General features: G+C 35.3%; 15 protein-coding genes. 7 read left to right on the forward strand and 8 right to left on the reverse strand.

The window, feature by feature from the left end; translation table 11 throughout:
* The first annotated feature begins 110 nt into the window (after positions 1–110).
* The 4 genes from KF896_10875 to aat all read left to right on the forward strand — a co-directional run bounded on the left by KF896_10875 (position 111) and on the right by aat (position 4500).
* A complete protein-coding gene (locus tag KF896_10875; GenBank protein ID MBX3044209.1) occupies positions 111–2612 on the forward strand; it encodes a nucleotidyltransferase in 2502 nt (833 codons plus the stop codon).
* A gap of 16 nt (positions 2613–2628) precedes the next feature.
* Positions 2629–3087, forward strand: a complete 459-nt coding sequence (locus KF896_10880; protein MBX3044210.1) for a PTS sugar transporter subunit IIA — start codon at positions 2629–2631, stop codon at positions 3085–3087.
* Positions 3088–3215: 128 nt separating this feature from the next.
* On the forward strand, positions 3216–3824 hold the full coding sequence (locus KF896_10885; protein MBX3044211.1) for a T9SS type A sorting domain-containing protein: 609 nt from the start codon (positions 3216–3218) through the stop codon (positions 3822–3824).
* A 136-nt stretch (positions 3825–3960) separates the two neighbouring features.
* Positions 3961–4500, forward strand: a complete 540-nt coding sequence (gene aat, locus KF896_10890; GenBank protein MBX3044212.1) for a leucyl/phenylalanyl-tRNA--protein transferase — start codon at positions 3961–3963, stop codon at positions 4498–4500.
* A gap of 2 nt (positions 4501–4502) precedes the next feature.
* Here aat and KF896_10895 read toward each other — a convergent pair whose 3' ends face one another.
* The gene (locus tag KF896_10895; protein ID MBX3044213.1) at positions 4503–5153 is read right to left on the reverse strand and encodes a hypothetical protein; all 651 of its coding nucleotides are present in this window, start codon (positions 5151–5153) and stop codon (positions 4503–4505) included.
* A gap of 387 nt (positions 5154–5540) precedes the next feature.
* Here KF896_10895 and KF896_10900 point away from each other — a divergent pair, with 387 nt between their 5' ends.
* Positions 5541–9131 carry a multifunctional oxoglutarate decarboxylase/oxoglutarate dehydrogenase thiamine pyrophosphate-binding subunit/dihydrolipoyllysine-residue succinyltransferase subunit gene (locus tag KF896_10900; protein ID MBX3044214.1) on the forward strand — a complete coding sequence of 1197 codons (3591 nt, stop codon included), beginning with the start codon at positions 5541–5543 and terminating at the stop codon, positions 9129–9131.
* Positions 9132–9294: 163 nt separating this feature from the next.
* Here KF896_10900 and KF896_10905 read toward each other — a convergent pair whose 3' ends face one another.
* The 7 genes from KF896_10905 to KF896_10935 form a co-directional block, all read right to left on the reverse strand.
* Positions 9295–9465 (reverse strand): T9SS type A sorting domain-containing protein, encoded by a 171-nt coding sequence (locus KF896_10905; protein MBX3044215.1) that lies wholly within the window; start codon positions 9463–9465, stop codon positions 9295–9297.
* Between the two features lie 124 nt (positions 9466–9589).
* Positions 9590–9748: a hypothetical protein gene (locus tag KF896_10910; GenBank protein MBX3044216.1), complete on the reverse strand. Its 159-nt coding sequence runs from the start codon at positions 9746–9748 to the stop codon at positions 9590–9592.
* On the reverse strand, positions 9732–10202 hold the full coding sequence (locus tag KF896_10915; protein MBX3044217.1) for a PIN domain-containing protein: 471 nt from the start codon (positions 10200–10202) through the stop codon (positions 9732–9734). Before KF896_10915 ends, KF896_10910 begins: the two co-directional genes overlap by 17 nt.
* 64 nt (positions 10203–10266) lie before the next feature.
* Positions 10267–11532 (reverse strand): T9SS type A sorting domain-containing protein, encoded by a 1266-nt coding sequence (locus KF896_10920; protein MBX3044218.1) that lies wholly within the window; start codon positions 11530–11532, stop codon positions 10267–10269.
* A 184-nt stretch (positions 11533–11716) separates the two neighbouring features.
* The gene (mutS, locus tag KF896_10925; protein MBX3044219.1) at positions 11717–14326 is read right to left on the reverse strand and encodes a DNA mismatch repair protein MutS; all 2610 of its coding nucleotides are present in this window, start codon (positions 14324–14326) and stop codon (positions 11717–11719) included.
* Between the two features lie 23 nt (positions 14327–14349).
* Positions 14350–15063: a monofunctional biosynthetic peptidoglycan transglycosylase gene (mtgA, locus tag KF896_10930; GenBank protein ID MBX3044220.1), complete on the reverse strand. Its 714-nt coding sequence runs from the start codon at positions 15061–15063 to the stop codon at positions 14350–14352.
* Positions 15064–15066: 3 nt separating this feature from the next.
* Positions 15067–15408 carry a hypothetical protein gene (locus tag KF896_10935; protein MBX3044221.1) on the reverse strand — a complete coding sequence of 114 codons (342 nt, stop codon included), beginning with the start codon at positions 15406–15408 and terminating at the stop codon, positions 15067–15069.
* 304 nt (positions 15409–15712) lie between these two features.
* On the opposite strand from KF896_10935, the gene KF896_10940 reads away from it, so the two are divergent.
* Both KF896_10940 and KF896_10945 read left to right on the forward strand, forming a co-directional pair.
* Positions 15713–16012, forward strand: a complete 300-nt coding sequence (locus tag KF896_10940) for a nucleotidyltransferase domain-containing protein (GenBank protein MBX3044222.1) — start codon at positions 15713–15715, stop codon at positions 16010–16012.
* Entirely contained in the window at positions 16005–16343 is a 339-nt protein-coding gene (locus KF896_10945) for a DUF86 domain-containing protein (protein ID MBX3044223.1), read from the forward strand. Before KF896_10940 ends, KF896_10945 begins: the two co-directional genes overlap by 8 nt.
* The last annotated feature ends 46 nt before the right edge of the window (positions 16344–16389 follow it).

A 16389-nucleotide genomic window follows, 5' to 3' on the forward strand; every position in this document is an offset into this window, starting at 1 on the left:
TTAGGCGATATTATTGACAAATTGCTTTTTTTTATTTTTTTCTCAAGTTAAAAACCATATATTGCTAAGATAATTTTTGCAAATATAAATTCAATTTTTTTGGAGTTCAGATGAATAAAGCCGTAATCATGGCAGGTGGATTTGGAACACGCCTAAGACCTCTTACGATGCAGATACCAAAGCCAATGGTTCCAATACTGAATGTCCCGATGATGGGTCATATTGTCAATTTACTAAAAAAGCACAATATTACTGATATTTTATCATTACTTTATTTTCAGCCGGATTCAATAACCAGCCATTTTGAAAATGGTGAAGAATTCGGTATCAATATGAGCTATGTTCTTGCTCAGGCAGATTATGGAACTGCAGGTGCTGTAAAGAATGCCTATTTACACTTAAGTGAAAGGTGTATAATCATTAGTGGCGACGTACTGACAGATTTTGATTTAAGTAAAGCAATCAAGTTCCATGAAGAAAAGGGCTCAATGGCGACTCTGCTTCTTACTCGGGTAGCATCACCAATTGAATACGGAATAGTAATTACAGATGATGATGGAAAAATAGTTCGCTTTCTTGAGAAACCATCATGGGGACAAGTTTTTTCTGATACTATTAATACAGGAATTTACATCCTTGAACCGGAAGCTTTGGATTTAATTCCATACCAGCAGGATTTTGATTTCAGCAAAGATTTATTTCCTACAATGCTCGAAAAGAAAATGCCACTTTATGGCTATATTGCAGAAGGTTACTGGCGTGATGTCGGCAACTTGATAGAATATCAAATCGGTCAGTATGATGCTCTCAGAGGCGAAGTTGATCTTGGTTTCAATATTAACCGAACTGATGATAACCAAATTGAAGTTGGCGCTCAAATTGCAAAATCAACAAAACTTATTGGCAAGAATATTATCGGTAAAAATACAGTTATCGGTGAAAATTGCAATATAGAAAACTCGGTTATCAGCGACAATGTTGTAATTGGCAACGGATGCAGTATTAAAAATACAACAATTTGGCGTGATGTTAAAATTGGGGATATGGTACAACTCACTGATGATGTAATTTGTAATAATGTTGAAATTGAAGATTTTGTAAATGTATCCGAGAATGTATTTATCGCAGAACATTGTAAAATCGGTAAGAGTGCTAGATTGTTCTCAAATATTAAGCTTTGGCCCCGCAAAACTGTCGAAGAAGGTGCTTCGCTTTTCAGGTCGCTGGTACAGGAAGAAAAATGGAATCGTGAACTTTTCACAGATGCAAGAATTTCTGGTTTTTCCAATATTGAAATAAATCCTGAATTCGGTGCAAAGTTCGGAGCTGCTTTGGGTATGTCTTTTGGGAAAAACTCTATAGTTTTAGCGAGTCGCGACCCTGATACAGTTTCCAGAATTATCAAGCGTTCAATCACAGCAGGGCTTCTTTCTGTCGGAGTTACAGTTAATGACCTGCAGACTATTTCTATTCCGCAAACTCGTCAGGAATTGCGAATTGGCAAATACTCGGGTGGTCTGCATGTGCGTAAGTCGCCGCGTAATCCTGAGCATACGGACATAATTATCTTCAGCAAAGACGGTCGGGATATCACCATAACAATAACAAAAAAAATTGAGCGGTTCTTCTTTGGTGAAGATATTGAAAGAGTGAAGCCGAGTGAAGTCGGCGAAATTACTTTCCCGGAAAGAACCCAGGAATTTTATATTAACCGGTATATGAAATCTTTAAATAAAGATTTAATTATTGAAAGGAAATTTAAACTTTTAATGGATTATTCATTCGGTCTTGCTTCAACAATATTCCCGAGTATTCTTGGAAAACTTCATGCTGAGGTAATTTCTCTGAATAATTACGTAGATGGTTCAAAGTTTCACCCGGATCCAAGTGAATCAAATTCTCCTATTGACGATACCGGAAAAATTATGCGATCATTAGGTTATGAGCTTGGATTCAGGATGCAGTCAGGTGCCGAAAAAATTGCAATTATTGATGAACGCGGAAGATGGTATTCTTCTGTAAGGCTGCTTTCGATTCTTGCCAAATTATTCCTTGAAACGCACAAAAATCAGGAACCATATAAAATAGCAGTTTCAATTGTAGCTCCACGTGAAATTGAAGATATTGCTAAAGATTATAACGTCGAAGTAGTTAGAATAAAGAATAATCACTCTGCAATGATGGAATCAACTCTTGACGAATCTGTCAAATTTGTGGGCGGTGTATATGGCGGATTCATATTTCCCGAATTTCTCTTTGCCTCAGATGGTATGTTTACAGTAGGTAAGATGCTTGAAATGCTCGCTCAGACCGGTTACACTCCTTCACAACTTGATGAGTTGCTGCCAATAAGATATCAGACAATTCTTGAAGTTCCGGTAGCATGGGAATTCAAAGGTACAGTTATGAGATGCGCTATGGAATATAGCCAGAATATGGAGAAACAACTTGTGGAAGGTGTAAAAATATTTGAAGGTAATAATTCTGCGATTCTTCTTCCAGCGAAGGAGAAAGCATCATTCCTTATTTATGGTGAAGCAGATACTGAGGAAGAATCAAAAGAAATTGCCTCAAAGTATGCTGATTTAATTAATTCTTGGAAGATAAAATAGAATTTAGGTTTTTATTATGAAAATAAGTGATATTTTAAGAAGCAACTCAATCAAAATTGCAATTGATGCCGAAACTAAGGAACACTTGCTTGAAAGTATGGTTGAACTTGCTTATGACCCTACGAAAGTACTTGATAAAACACAGGCATTGAAAGATGTACTGGAGCGTGAAGAAGTTATGTCAACAGGCGTTGGAAAGGGTATTGCTCTTCCTCATGCCAAGTCAAAATCTGTTCTGGATTCGGTAGCCTCATTAGCAATCCTTAAAGAACCGATTGACTTTGACTCTCTTGACGGCGAGTCTGTGAATATTGCATTTATGCTGCTCGGACCCGAAAATAATGTAGGCCTTCATTTAAGGCTGCTTAGTAAAGTTTCGAGATTGATGAATAATGATTCTTTTCGATTACAGCTTCTTGATTGCAAGCAATCCGAAGATGTGCTTAAGCTCTTTAACTCTATGGAGGAGCTGTAGTTTGCAAGATAAACAGACGCCCGGATTTTTTTCTGAGCGTCTGATTGTCAAAATTCTTTAAAATACATTGCAAGTTATATCGTTGAATTCTAAAGAATAGTTACTATTGATAATTAGAAATAAATATTATGAAAAATATATTACTTGTTTTTTTAATGATTTCGACAATTGCTACAATTTCTATTGCCCGAAGCTACAATGAGGCAAAATATAAAACTGTACAAATTGGCGATGAACTCAAAATGGTTTGCAATAATCTAAACGATATTGCTACAGTCCAATGGTTTAAAGACGGAGTAGCAATAACCGGCGAAACAAGTGATAAGCTTATTTTCAGGAATGCAAATCTTAGCCACGAAGGCACCTACTGGGCTGTTGTGGATGGAGTATGTGGAATCACACGTACAAATGATATGGTTGTTCAAGTTGAAGTTCCCTTCCAACCCGGTGTTGAAACTGCCGTTGCAGGTGGAGATTTCCTCTTCCAGAGTGAGCCAAACCCTGCTTCTGACAGATTCAGGATAAAATTCAATCTTTCAAAAACCACTCATGCTCGTTTGACTTTGAATGATGCACGTGGCAAAGAAATTGTAGTTATTTATGATAATATTGCCGGCAGTGGATTTCATAATTTTGAAATAAATGCCATTGAAAAAAAACTATCAAACGGGGTTTACTTCTTTACTTTGATAACACCTGATTATCAGGAAACCAAATCGCTTTTAATCATGAAATAATATTTTTGATTTAATTTTCACTAAGACGTGCCATAAAATAACATCTGTTTTTTAAGCACGTCTTTCTTTTTTTAACACTAAAAATCATCAGGTTTTGGAATTGTTTTTTTCTCCTGAAGTAGTAATCAGAGCCTACATGGATGGATTTTTCCCTATGGCAGATGACCGCCATGGTGAAATTTTCTGGCATTGCCCGGACCCACGGGCAATTTTCCCGCTTGCTAATTTAATTCCATCAAGGAAGGAAAGACAATCATTCCGAAAATATAATTTTTCATTTTCTATTGATACAAAATTCGAAGAAGTAATCTACCACTGCGCCGAACGGGAAGATACGTGGATTAACGATGAAATTATAAATACTTATGTTGAACTTCACTACAATGGATTTGCCCATTCTGTAGAAACCTACAGCTCAGGCAAGCTTGTCGGTGGTCTATATGGTGTATCAGTCAATGGTGCTTTTTTCGGTGAATCAATGTTCAATACAGTACCGAATGCATCTAAATCTGCATTTTTCTATCTGGCTGAACATCTGAGAAACCGAGGATTTTTATTGCTTGATTCACAATATATCAATCCATTTACAAGACAGCTCGGAGCTATCGAAATCAGCAAGAATATGTATATGTTTTTATTAAGAAAAGCACTCGAACTTGACTGCAAATTCATCTGAAATTACTTACCTAAGAATTCCTCAATTTTATTTACAATTACATTAACCTCTTTTACTGAGTTTTCAGATTTACCGACGTTTTCAATGCGTGATTTTTCTCTTGTCCATTTGTCAATTTCTCTTCTTATACGGTCAATTCTATCAGATTTGAGGTTATCATCACCACCAATAGCAATTGAAACAAATAGAGATCTGTTAAATCTCAGTAGCATTTGAAGCTGCTTTAGTTTGTCAATTCCCTTTGTACTTAATTCACTTGAACCTGATTGAAATATATCCTCTGAGAATATCTTCACACCAGTTCTTGGCTTTACAGCAGTCCATTTAGTTTCCTGCTCTTTGAATGCATCAGCAGTTTCAGTAGTAAACTCAAATTCTTTTCTGATAATCTCTTTAGAATTAACAATAACTGTATATGATTCACCGGATGGCAATAATTGTTCAAATTTACCTGTGATGGAATTCGATTGCGTTTTGACTTTCTTTCCATCTTTGCTTCTAAGTTCTATTTCGGCTGAGATTGGCTCTCCGGAGTTCTCATCTACAAGAATTCCCTTAACTAATATTTGGGTATTGTCACCGCTCAAAAATTGGCTTTTAAGCTGCAAAGATGCCATTAAAAAAAATATCGTAATTATTTTAAAGCTATTCATCATATTTCCATTATTAATATTACTAATACTTACTAAACGAATTAAATTCAAAATTAATAACAATCTGATTAAAAAAGTTGAAATTATTTTGTTTTCCTGATACTCATGTTATGCTTGGCTGCTCAGAAACAGCATTAATGCTCTTTAGTCAAGGATTTTTTAATACTGATATCCTACAAATAACTATTGAAGTTTTATGTAATTCAAACCAGGAGCTTTTGAGTCGTTACTATGTTAATTATTATTTTTATATTTTTTTGTGCATTCATATATTACTTTGTTTTGATTTAATTAAGAAAAGTTAAATATGTCAAAATTTAGATAATTTATAGACGTTTATAGCTTTTTTATATACGATATTTCGTTAAACTTATAAATAGCATCCGGATGATAAATCTTAATTCTGCTTTTGAAGATGAGTTGTATTTTAATTATTTGAAAGACCCTGACTCAGTCAGCCCTGAGTGGAGAGAGTATTTTCAAAGAGTCCATGGAAAATCTGTATTTGTTGTTGACGATAGACCTGTTCCTGCAACGGAAAATTATGGCAGGTCTGAGGCTACTGTCAGAATGCAGAATATCTCAACTGCAGGAAGTCCGCTTGATTTTATCACAGATTGGTCTGATTTTACACCGGACGAAACTTCTCATATCAAAGAGATGTACCAAAGTCTTGATGTTCCTTCTGCGTCATCAACCCGTACTATGGCAGTTAAAGCATTAGATGAGAACAGAAGAATCATCAATCGTTATCATCTGAAATTACGAAAACCGAGAGTATCATTTACTCATCTTGTTGCTTGGTCTGTGCTTAAGTCTTTGATAAAATTTCCGAGACTGAATGATTCTTTTGACATTAGAAACGGGAAGCCTGTACGTATTATTAAAAATGAAATTAATGTAGGGCTTGCAATTGACCTTGTAACTCCATCAGGCAAGAAAATATTAGTAATACCAAGCATAAAGAATGCTCAAAATTTATCTTTTTACGAGTTTATGCTTGAGTTTGATGAAATGCTTTTTAAGGCAAGAAACGGTAAGCTCGAATACAGAGATTTATCAGATACAACTATTACTTTGATTAATCCCGGAATGATTGGCACTACAATGTCTAATCCGAGATTGCTTAAAGGGCAGGGACTTGTTGTATCAGCAGGTTTAATTGATTATCCGACTGAATTTCAGGCAGTCAGACCTGATGTATTGACCAAACTTGCGGTATCGAAAGTTGTTACTATCACAAATACTTATGATCATAGAATAATTCAGGGTGCTGAATCCGCTGAATTTCTTGCATTCATGAACCGACTTTTGCTTGGAGATGACCAATTCTACGAGCAAATTTTCTACAGCTTAAAAATTCCTTTTGAACCAATTAAATGGCAGAAAGATTTCTCTTCCGAAAAATTCAGTTTCATTCCGGGAAATGATGACATCGAAAAAGGTGCTCATGTTATGCAAATGATTAATGCATACAGAGTTCGTGGACACTTACTCGCACACGTTAACCCGCTTGGTTTCGAAACTTATTATTACCCTGAACTTGATCCGGCTTATTATGGTTTTACAATTTGGGACCTTGACAGAATTTTCCATGCTGATGATTCATGGGAAAATAACAATATGCCCCTTCGGGACATAATTGAATTACTTCGTGAAACATATTGTGGTTCAACCGGCATTGAGTTTATGCACATTCAAAGTCCTGAAATCAAGGACTGGATTAAGAAAAAGCTTGAATCAACCAGAAATACAATTGAATATACTCAGGAAGAGAAAATCCAAATTATGCGTAAACTGGTTGATGCTGAAGTGTTTGAAAATTATCTTCATACAAAATTTGTAGGTCATAAGCGGTTTTCTCTCGAAGGTGGGGAAGCATTTATCATACTTTTAGATAAAATTCTTCAGGAATCCGCAGACAATGAAATAAATACAGTGATAATCGGAATGGCTCACCGGGGAAGATTAAACGTTCTTGCAAATAATATCGGAAAGTCTTATGCTAAGATGTTCAATGAGTTTGAAGGACATATTGACGAGGATTCCTATCAGGGTTCAGGCGATGTGAAATATCATTTGGGTGACAGAGGAACATATACAAGCTTATCGGACAATCGTTGCTATGTGCTGCTTTCGCCAAATCCTTCTCATCTTGAGCTTGTTGATCCTGTTGTTGAAGGCATGGCGCGCGCCCTTGAAAATGAAATAGGTGACCGAACATATTACAAAGCTCTTCCTGTACTTGTTCATGGTGATGCAGCTTTTGCGGGTCAGGGCATAATCGCCGAAACTCTCAATCTTTCCCAGCTTGACGGTTATAAAACCGGCGGCACAATCCACATTATCATCAACAATCAGATTGGCTTTACTACAAGTGCAGAGTCCTCACGCTCCACAATTTACGCTACAGATATTGCAAAGATGATTCAATCACCGATAATTCACGTTAACGGCAACGACCCTGAAGCAGTTCGCTCTGCGGCGGCATTTGCTTTCCAATTTCGCTCAAAATTCAAAAGCGATGTCATAATTGATATGCTCTGCTACAGAAAATATGGTCATAACGAAGCTGATGAGCCGACTTATACTCAGCCCCTTCTATACAAGAAAATCAAGCAAATGACAAATGTCGCAAAGATATATGAAGATCAATTGTTGAAAGAAAACGTTGTTACTCAGGATGAAATTGATCATTACTATACTCAATTAAGAGAAAAATTAGACGATGCATTTGCCAGACGTAAAGAAAAAACTGTTGGTGTTGGTCTGAAGATTCAAGATAAATCAAAGATGGTTTTTGAGAATTTTGACACTAAAGTGCCTGAAGATACAATCAAAGAAATTGGAATTGCGCTATCCAGACACCCTGAAGATTTCATTCTTAATCCAAAAATTAAAAATCTACTCAAGAAACGTGAGGAGATGATAAATTCGGAGAAACCACTTATTGACTGGGCTATGGGCGAACTACTGGCTTTTGGTTCTATGCTTATTGATAAAACTGAAGTTCGTATTTCGGGACAGGACACACGCCGTGGTACTTTCAGTCAGAGACACGCTGTTTATACAGATTTCGTAAGAGAATATGACTATATTCCGTTAAATCATATTAGCAGGAATCAATCTGTTTTAAGAATTTTCGATAGTCCGCTTTCTGAAATGGCTGTACTTGGGTTTGAATATGGTTATAGTGTTGTATCCAGAGACGGAATTACTCTTTGGGAGGCACAATTTGGAGATTTTGCTAACAATGCCCAAACTGTTGTTGACCAATATATCGCCTGCTCTGAAGTAAAATGGGGACAAACATCCAATTTGGTTCTCCTGCTTCCTCATGGATATGACGGGCAAGGTCCTGAGCACTCAAGTGCCAGACTTGAAAGATACCTGCAACTTTGTGCCGAAAACAATATGTTCGTTTGCAATTTTACAACGCCGGCTAATTATTTCCATGCATTAAGACGCCAAATTATAATGCCTGCAAAAATACCTATGATTGTTATGACTCCAAAAGGGATGCTCAGACATCCGATGGCTGTATCAGCTGTTGCCGATTTTACAGACGGGCATTTCAGGCATCTAATTGATGATGAGCATATTACTGATAAATCAAAAGTTAGAAGAGTTCTGCTGACTACCGGCAAGCTATATTATGAGATTCTTCAGGAAAGAATTAAGCGTAATATTGATGATATTGCTATTATCAGAATAGAGCAGATTTATCCATTCCATACTGAATTATTTTTTGATATTTTGAAATCTTACTCAAATACAACTGAGATTTGTTGGGTGCAGGAAGAGCCGAAAAATCAAGGTGCATGGTCATTCTTATTCGGAATTTTCCACGATATTCTCGGCAAAGATTTTGCAAAGTTGCGGTATATCGGAAGGAAAGCAAGCGCTGCTACTGCCACAGGTATTAGCAAAATACATTTCAAAGAGCAGGATAAAATCATTGATACTGCTTTGAGTTAATTGCTCCGTCAATCCCTGAGGCTACAATTCTATTGCCAAACATCCGAAGTTTTCAAAACTTCGGATGTTTGAACGCTACTACATCCTCGAACGCAAAGGGCTGAAGCCCTTTGTTGCAACTTTTGATTTTAATTTCAACTCAACAATGGAGCAAGCTCCATTGCTACAATTGCTTCACAAATTTCTCCACAATGGAGCAAGCTCCATTGCTACAATTTATTCTAATGAAATACACTCCTGCGGGTAAATGAGATACATCAATTCTTTGGGTGGACAGGTCAAGCCCTGTCCCTACAGACATTATTTCAATACCAAGCATATCAAATATTTGCACTTTATAACCTTCCGAAGTTTTAATTCAGAGATTATATCTTCACAAATTTCTCAACTCTATTTCGGATAAGAATGAAATAGTTAATTGTATTAAGTTCTGGAATAAATATTATCATAAATAATTTCTAAACTTTAACCACTAAATTAGATTTGCGGTTTTCAAAATAATTTTTAATTTCCTCGAAGTTCATATCCTGTATTTCACGGCTTATTTTATCCCTAACATCACGCATAAATTTAACAGAATTAAAGTTCTCAATTATTTGCTTATTTTTCTTTTTCATAACCAATTATCTCCTTAGGTGAACGAATATCAATAGCTTTATAACCATTAATTAAATTTACGGCATTGTAACCTCTTATACGCATAACGTTTACAATGTGTTTAAAATTCCAGCTTACTAAAATATCAGCATTGTTTATAGTCGCCAATGCAATATGCAAACAATCATTTCTGCTTGTTTTTCCTACAACTCCTTCGGCAATGTATGAATCAGCAAGATGAAGGCACTCCTCGCTCAAAGATACTTTTATAATACTTGATTTCGGTATTTTATTTAGTAATTCTCTTACCTTGTCAGGTGCAGATAATAATTCATTTTCTGTTATACCGGAAATAATAACTTCAAATTCATCTGAAAATATTGACTCAAAAAGAATTTGAGTCTCATAGTAGAATTCTTCATCAAAAAATCCTCCTATTACAGATGTATCTAAATATAATCTTAATTTTTTCATATAAATCTAATAAATTCTTACATTTAATATAACGATTATATTATATTTATAATTGAAAGATATTCTACATCTTCACAAATTTCTCCACCTTATTACCAATACGTATGAAATACACCCCTGCGGTCAGATGAGAAACATCAATTCTTAAATTCCCCTCGCCCGTGGGTGTCAGCGCAGCTGACGGGGTGGATATGACTTCCAAACCAAGCATATCAAATATCTGCACTTTATCAACCATAGGGTTAACCCTATGGTTGATTTCTGAAATTATGATTGAAATATAATCACTTGCGGGATTTGGGTAAACTAATAATTCATGATTTACAGGTTTATCGATTACCGAAGTCGGTGTTTTTATACGATAACCTGCACTCTGATTATGAACTTGTGTAACAACTAATGAAGTGCTGAAGTATATCGGTGTTCTGAAAAATGAAAGGGAACTATCCAAATATCTATCATTAACCAAATCAAGCACACGATATTCCGAACTTGTAAAAAAATTATACGGTATATAAAACATTAGGTAATCATCACAGTTGCTTATTAAAAACATCAGATATTCATTCTCGTAATGTTTATGTGGAATAATTTTTATGTTTTTTATATAAGTCCTTTCTTCCAAATCATAAAACCTAAAATAATCAAACGGTATAGAATCGCCATCTAATTGTATGCGTTTTATATGAATTAATTTATTTGATTTATTCAGAAAATTCAAAGTTGCAAAATGATTGACAAAATTTGGTAAGAACTCTTCATTCTGTGTGTCGTAAATTATGCTTGCAAATGGGTGCAGAACTCTTGCAAATCTGACAAATCTGCCATCAAAAGAATGGTCAAATACAATCAATGAATCTATAAGTTTATAATTGTTTGATGCCTTTAAATCATTTTCTTTTATTAATTTATCTTCGTAAATATTCCATAGTCTCAAAATTTGATTATCCATATCAAATTCAAACATCAAAGAATCGCTTACTGCTCTGTTTCTTATATAATTACGATATGTTAACTCTTTTATAAGTAATTGATTAGTTGTATTATAAACATGGAGCGTTTGATAAAAAGGGTCAATAACAAAAAACGTTTTTCCGGTGTAATCTGTAATAATATTTTGGGTAGTATCAACTTCAAATATCAAATTTGAATTTGTAATATCATAAAGCTGATTTTGGTGCAATTTGTTACCAACTCCATAAGTATGCAATGGACTAAAAGTATTTTTTATAAACTCGAATTCAGAAATCCATTTCGGCTCTCTTGACATCTCTGACATCAAGCTATTTGCCGACACCAGACAAACAAAAATTAAAAGTAGAATCTTCATAAATAAACCCTAAATATTAAATAAAGTGGCACATTAATTGCACCAATTAATCTCTCAACCCACTTAATAAAAAGAACAAAATTCAAAAATGACAGATTCACCATTGTAATATAATAAAAAAATGATAATTGCAAAAAGAAATATTAAATAGTTTTATTTCTTAAAATATTAACTTATAAGAACTTTAACTTTTTTCTGCTTCTTTTTTTAATTCGGCAAGCAGGTTAAATGCCTGAAGTGGAGTAATTGAATCAATATTAATCGCCTGAAGTTTTGCTCTGACAGCATCATCACGAAATTCAAATATTGCTAATTGATCTGTTTCATTCGGAGCTTTTTTTGTTTTTATAGATTTAATATCGGCTTTTTTATTTTTCTGAACTGATTCTTCTGAGGTGTCAGATTCGAGAGTAGCCATTATTTCGTTGGCACGATAAATTACATCATAAGGCAGCCCCGCCATTTTGGCAACGTGAATACCAAATGAATAGTCGCTCCCACCCTTGCTCACCTTGTGAGAGAAGATAATCGAACTGCCGGTTTCAATGACTTCTACTCTGTAATTTACTATTCGCTCATATCTTTCTGTCAGCTCGTTGAGTTCGTGATAATGCGTAGCAAAAAGTGTCCTAGCACCAATTTGATTATGTAAATATTCTGCAATTGACCATGCAATCGAAATACCATCAAAAGTAGCTGTACCTCTGCCTACTTCATCGAGTAATATAAGACTTTTGTCAGTAGCATTATTGAGTATATTAGCAGCTTCCTGCATCTCGACAAGGAATGTACTCTCGCCTGCTGTGATATTATCCTGAGCACCCACACGAGTAAATATTTTGTCAACAAGCCCAATTCGCGCCCTTTTAGCAGGAACGTAAGAGCCGATTTGTGTAAGTAATGTAATTACAGCCACCTGACGAAGATAGCAGGATTTACCCGACATATTCGGACCGGTAATGATATGGATTTGCTCCGAAGCGCTGTCAAGATATGTGTTATTAGGAGTAAAATTTTCACCGACAGGCAGCATTTTTTCAACTACCGGATGTCGCCCGTCCTCAATCTCAATTATTTCTGAATTATCAATTTCCGGCTTTACATAGTTGTTATCGGAAGCAATCTGAGCCATTCCCTGTAAGCAGTCAATTACAGCCACCAAGTATGAATTATTCTGAATATCGGAAGTAAATTCGGCAATTTTACTTTTCAATTCAGCAAAAAGAACTTGCTCGACTTCGCTGATTTTTTCTTCCGCTCCCAGAATTTTATCTTCAATTTCCTTAAGTTCTGGGGTTGTGTATCGCTCTGCATTAGTCAGAGTCTGCTTTCTTACGAAATAATCGGGAACTTTGTGGGCATGAATTTTTGTTACTTCAATGTAATATCCGAAAACATTATTGAAACCGACTTTTAGTGAGTGAACTCCTGATTTCAACCTTTCAGATTCCTGAAAGTTTTTAATCCAGTCTGTGCCGCTTGTTTTAGCTGTAATATATGTGTCAAGTTTTTCATCATAACCGTTTCTGAAAACCTGTCCGGTCCCAAGCTGAACAGTAGGCTCATCAATTAGAGCATTCTTAATAAACTCAACGACATTTGAAGTATCGGAAAACTTTTTACTTATGTTATTTATCGTATCGTTAGGAAGTCCGGAAATTAATTTATGTATTTTGGGTACTAATTCAAGACTTGTTTTAAGAGCGACACAATCTCTTGGGTTAGCTCTGCCGGAAGATATTTTTGCAATTAGTCTGTCAGTATCGCCAATTGCAGAAAGTATTTTTCTGAGTTCATTTCGTTCAGCAGGATTTTCAAAAAATGCAGAAACGCATTGTTGTCTGTCAATAATCGGCTCGAGCTTTGTAAGTGGCATACTAATCCATTTCTTAAGAAGTCTTCCGCCCATGGGAGTAATCGTCCTGTCAATCACTGAAATAAGTGACCCTTCGGAATTACTTGAGAAAGTTATTTCAAGATTTCTCCGTGTTGATGGATCAAGCGACATAAAGTCACTTGTTTCGAGCCGACTTATTCTGCTTAAATGATTGATATTGCTTTGCTGCGTTTCTGCGATATAATTTAGTATACAACCGGCAGCTGAGATGCCGACAGTCATATCTTCAATTCCGAATCCTTTCAAACTTTGAGTTTTGAATTGCTTTAGAAGTAAATCTCTGCCGAAATCATATTCAAAAATCCAGTCCTCTCTTTTGGTTATTAGTGGTTTGTTTTGAATTTTATCAAGTTCTGCAGCTAATTCATCTTTTTGAGATTTTGAAATAATGATTTCCGCAGGAGCAAGAGTTGTCAGCAGGTCTTTGAGCTCTGGAAGTGGCAATTCGCATGCCTGAAATTCACCAGTTGAGATATCCGCTACAGATACCCCTGCCAGTTTCCGAACTGCTTTATCGTTTTTTAAATATATTCCTGCAACATAATTATTATTTTTAGTCTCAAGTAATTTATCATAAAAAGCAACTCCGGGAGTAACAACCTCCACAACACCTCGCTTTACAATTCCGCGAGCAAGTTTCGGGTCTTCAAGTTGCTCACAGACAGCAACTCTATAACCTGCTTTTACTAATTTCGGAAGGTAAGAATCAAGCTGATGATGTGGAAAACCTGCAAGTGGGGTTTCACTTCCGGCGCCGTTATTTCGTTTTGTTAAAATTATACCGCAGACTTTTGCTGTAATGACTGCATCATCATCGAAAGTTTCAAAGAAATCACCCATCCTGAAAAGCAAAAGCGATTCGGGATACTTTTGTTTGATTTGATTATATTGTCTCATCAAAGGTGTTTCTTTGTTCTTCATTATTTCTTTTCCTTTTTCTCTTTTTTGGGAATTTGTACCTGATTCATTCTCGTTGTAATCATTCCGACACGTTTATTGATATAATTTGTTGGTTTGTCCGGTGCCCATCTTCTTGGATTTGGCAGTACAGAAGCCAGCAGAGCCGCTTCCCGGTCGGAAAGTTTAGACGCTGATTTACCGAAGAATTTCTGTGAAGCGGCTTCTACGCCATAAAGACCCGGTCCCATTTCAACAATATTGGCGTAAACCTCCAAAATGCGTTTCTTTCCCCAGAAAAATTCAATTAAATACGTGAAATATACTTCAAAGCCCTTTCGAATATATGTCCTGGAATGTGGCAAAAATGTATTTTTGGCAGTCTGCATTGTAATTGTACTGGCTCCTCGTTTCTTTTTGCCTTTATGAAGCTTGTTGTATTTTTTGGAATCCTCAACTGCCCGCCAGTCAATGCCTTCATGAGTCATAAACCTCGCATCTTCAGCACCGACAAATGCCCTGAAAATATTGGTTGAAGTTTCGTCATAATCAATCCATGACTTCTTAATCCATACCGGGTCGCCTTCAATTAATCCCTCAATTACTCGGATTATCATGTGAGGTGTAACAGGTGGATTGACATATTTATAAAGCACAACGGTTCCAACTGACAACACTATAAATATGACAGCGGTATAGAATATATATTTAATTAAAAATTTGAAAAGTTTTTTCATTCGTTAAAGATGATATGGTGAATATGTCAGACTTAATGCAACGCTATCAGGCTGGAGAATACCAACACGGTCAAAAATTATCCGCATCTCTTTCGAGCCGCCCGGGAAAATATCGCCATAACCTTTTTCGAGTCGCTGCAAATCTTTGCCATCCTTGTAGGCGTGAGCTATTAGTATTACAAAGTACGCAGGCTGCTCACCTGTATTTTTAACAGTAACATCAAGAAAATACAAGCCCTCTGCGGTTCTGCCCTCAACTTTTTGGTCAATAAAAATGAAAGCATCTTTCTGCCTTGTGCAGGAAACCAATACCATTATCAATATTAATAAAGCTGTATATTTCATTTTAAAATTTATCAAATATTTTTGAGTAAAAAACTTTTATATACACGTAATAGCAATACCTTTATTAATACCAACGTCTTGTTTCCGTAATGAGCAGGATATAATTATCTCAATTACAAATATAATTAGCAGATTAAATTATTGTTACCCTTTTTTTGTAAATCATTTATTTAGAGGATGCAGATAAGTGAGTTATACTTAAAACCGCCAAATCATTTGCTAAACTAAACAATACAATACTTCGTTTTATTATATAATTATGATTGACGATGTTTTGTTCGCAATTAATTAATCCTAAACAGTTATGCTAAAAAGAGATGACATATTAGATTATCTTAAGAAACACAAAGATTTCTTTAGGGACAAATTCAATATTGAAAAGATTGGTATTTTTGGCTCTTATGCCCGTAATGAGCAAACCGAAAAAAGTGATATTGACATAATTATTGAAATGCCAAGGGGTACAGATGAAATTTTTGAAAAAAAGGAACTTTTAAGAAACATGCTTAAAGAACAATTTCATAAAAAAATTGATATTTGCAGAGAGCGTTCAATTAAGCCATTATTTAAAGATTTGATTTTAAAAGATACTATTTATGTTTAGTCAAGACCAAATTTTAATCAGGCAACTTCTGCTAACAATTGATAGAGTTTTAGAATATTCAATAAATTTGAATAGTCCTGATGATTTGGCTATTGATTATAAAACGTTTGACGCAATTTTGATGAATTTTGTCGCTTTGGGTGAAACTGTAGGAAAATTGTCAAATGATATAAAGGAAAAGCAAAGAAATATTGATTGGCGAAAAATTTACGCTTTCAGGAATATTGTCGCTCATGATTATTTCGGTGTTGATGAAGAAGTAGTTTGGCAGATAATTCAAAAACATTTACCCAAATTAAAGTCTGATTTGCAAAGTATAATCAATCAGTAGTATTTACTTTTTTCGTTTGGTGGAATGTGGGAAATACCGTAATTTT

It is taken from the genome of Ignavibacteriota bacterium (genome assembly GCA_019637995.1).
In the GTDB taxonomy this organism is placed as follows: domain Bacteria; phylum Bacteroidota; class Ignavibacteria; order Kapaibacteriales; family UBA2268; genus JANJTB01.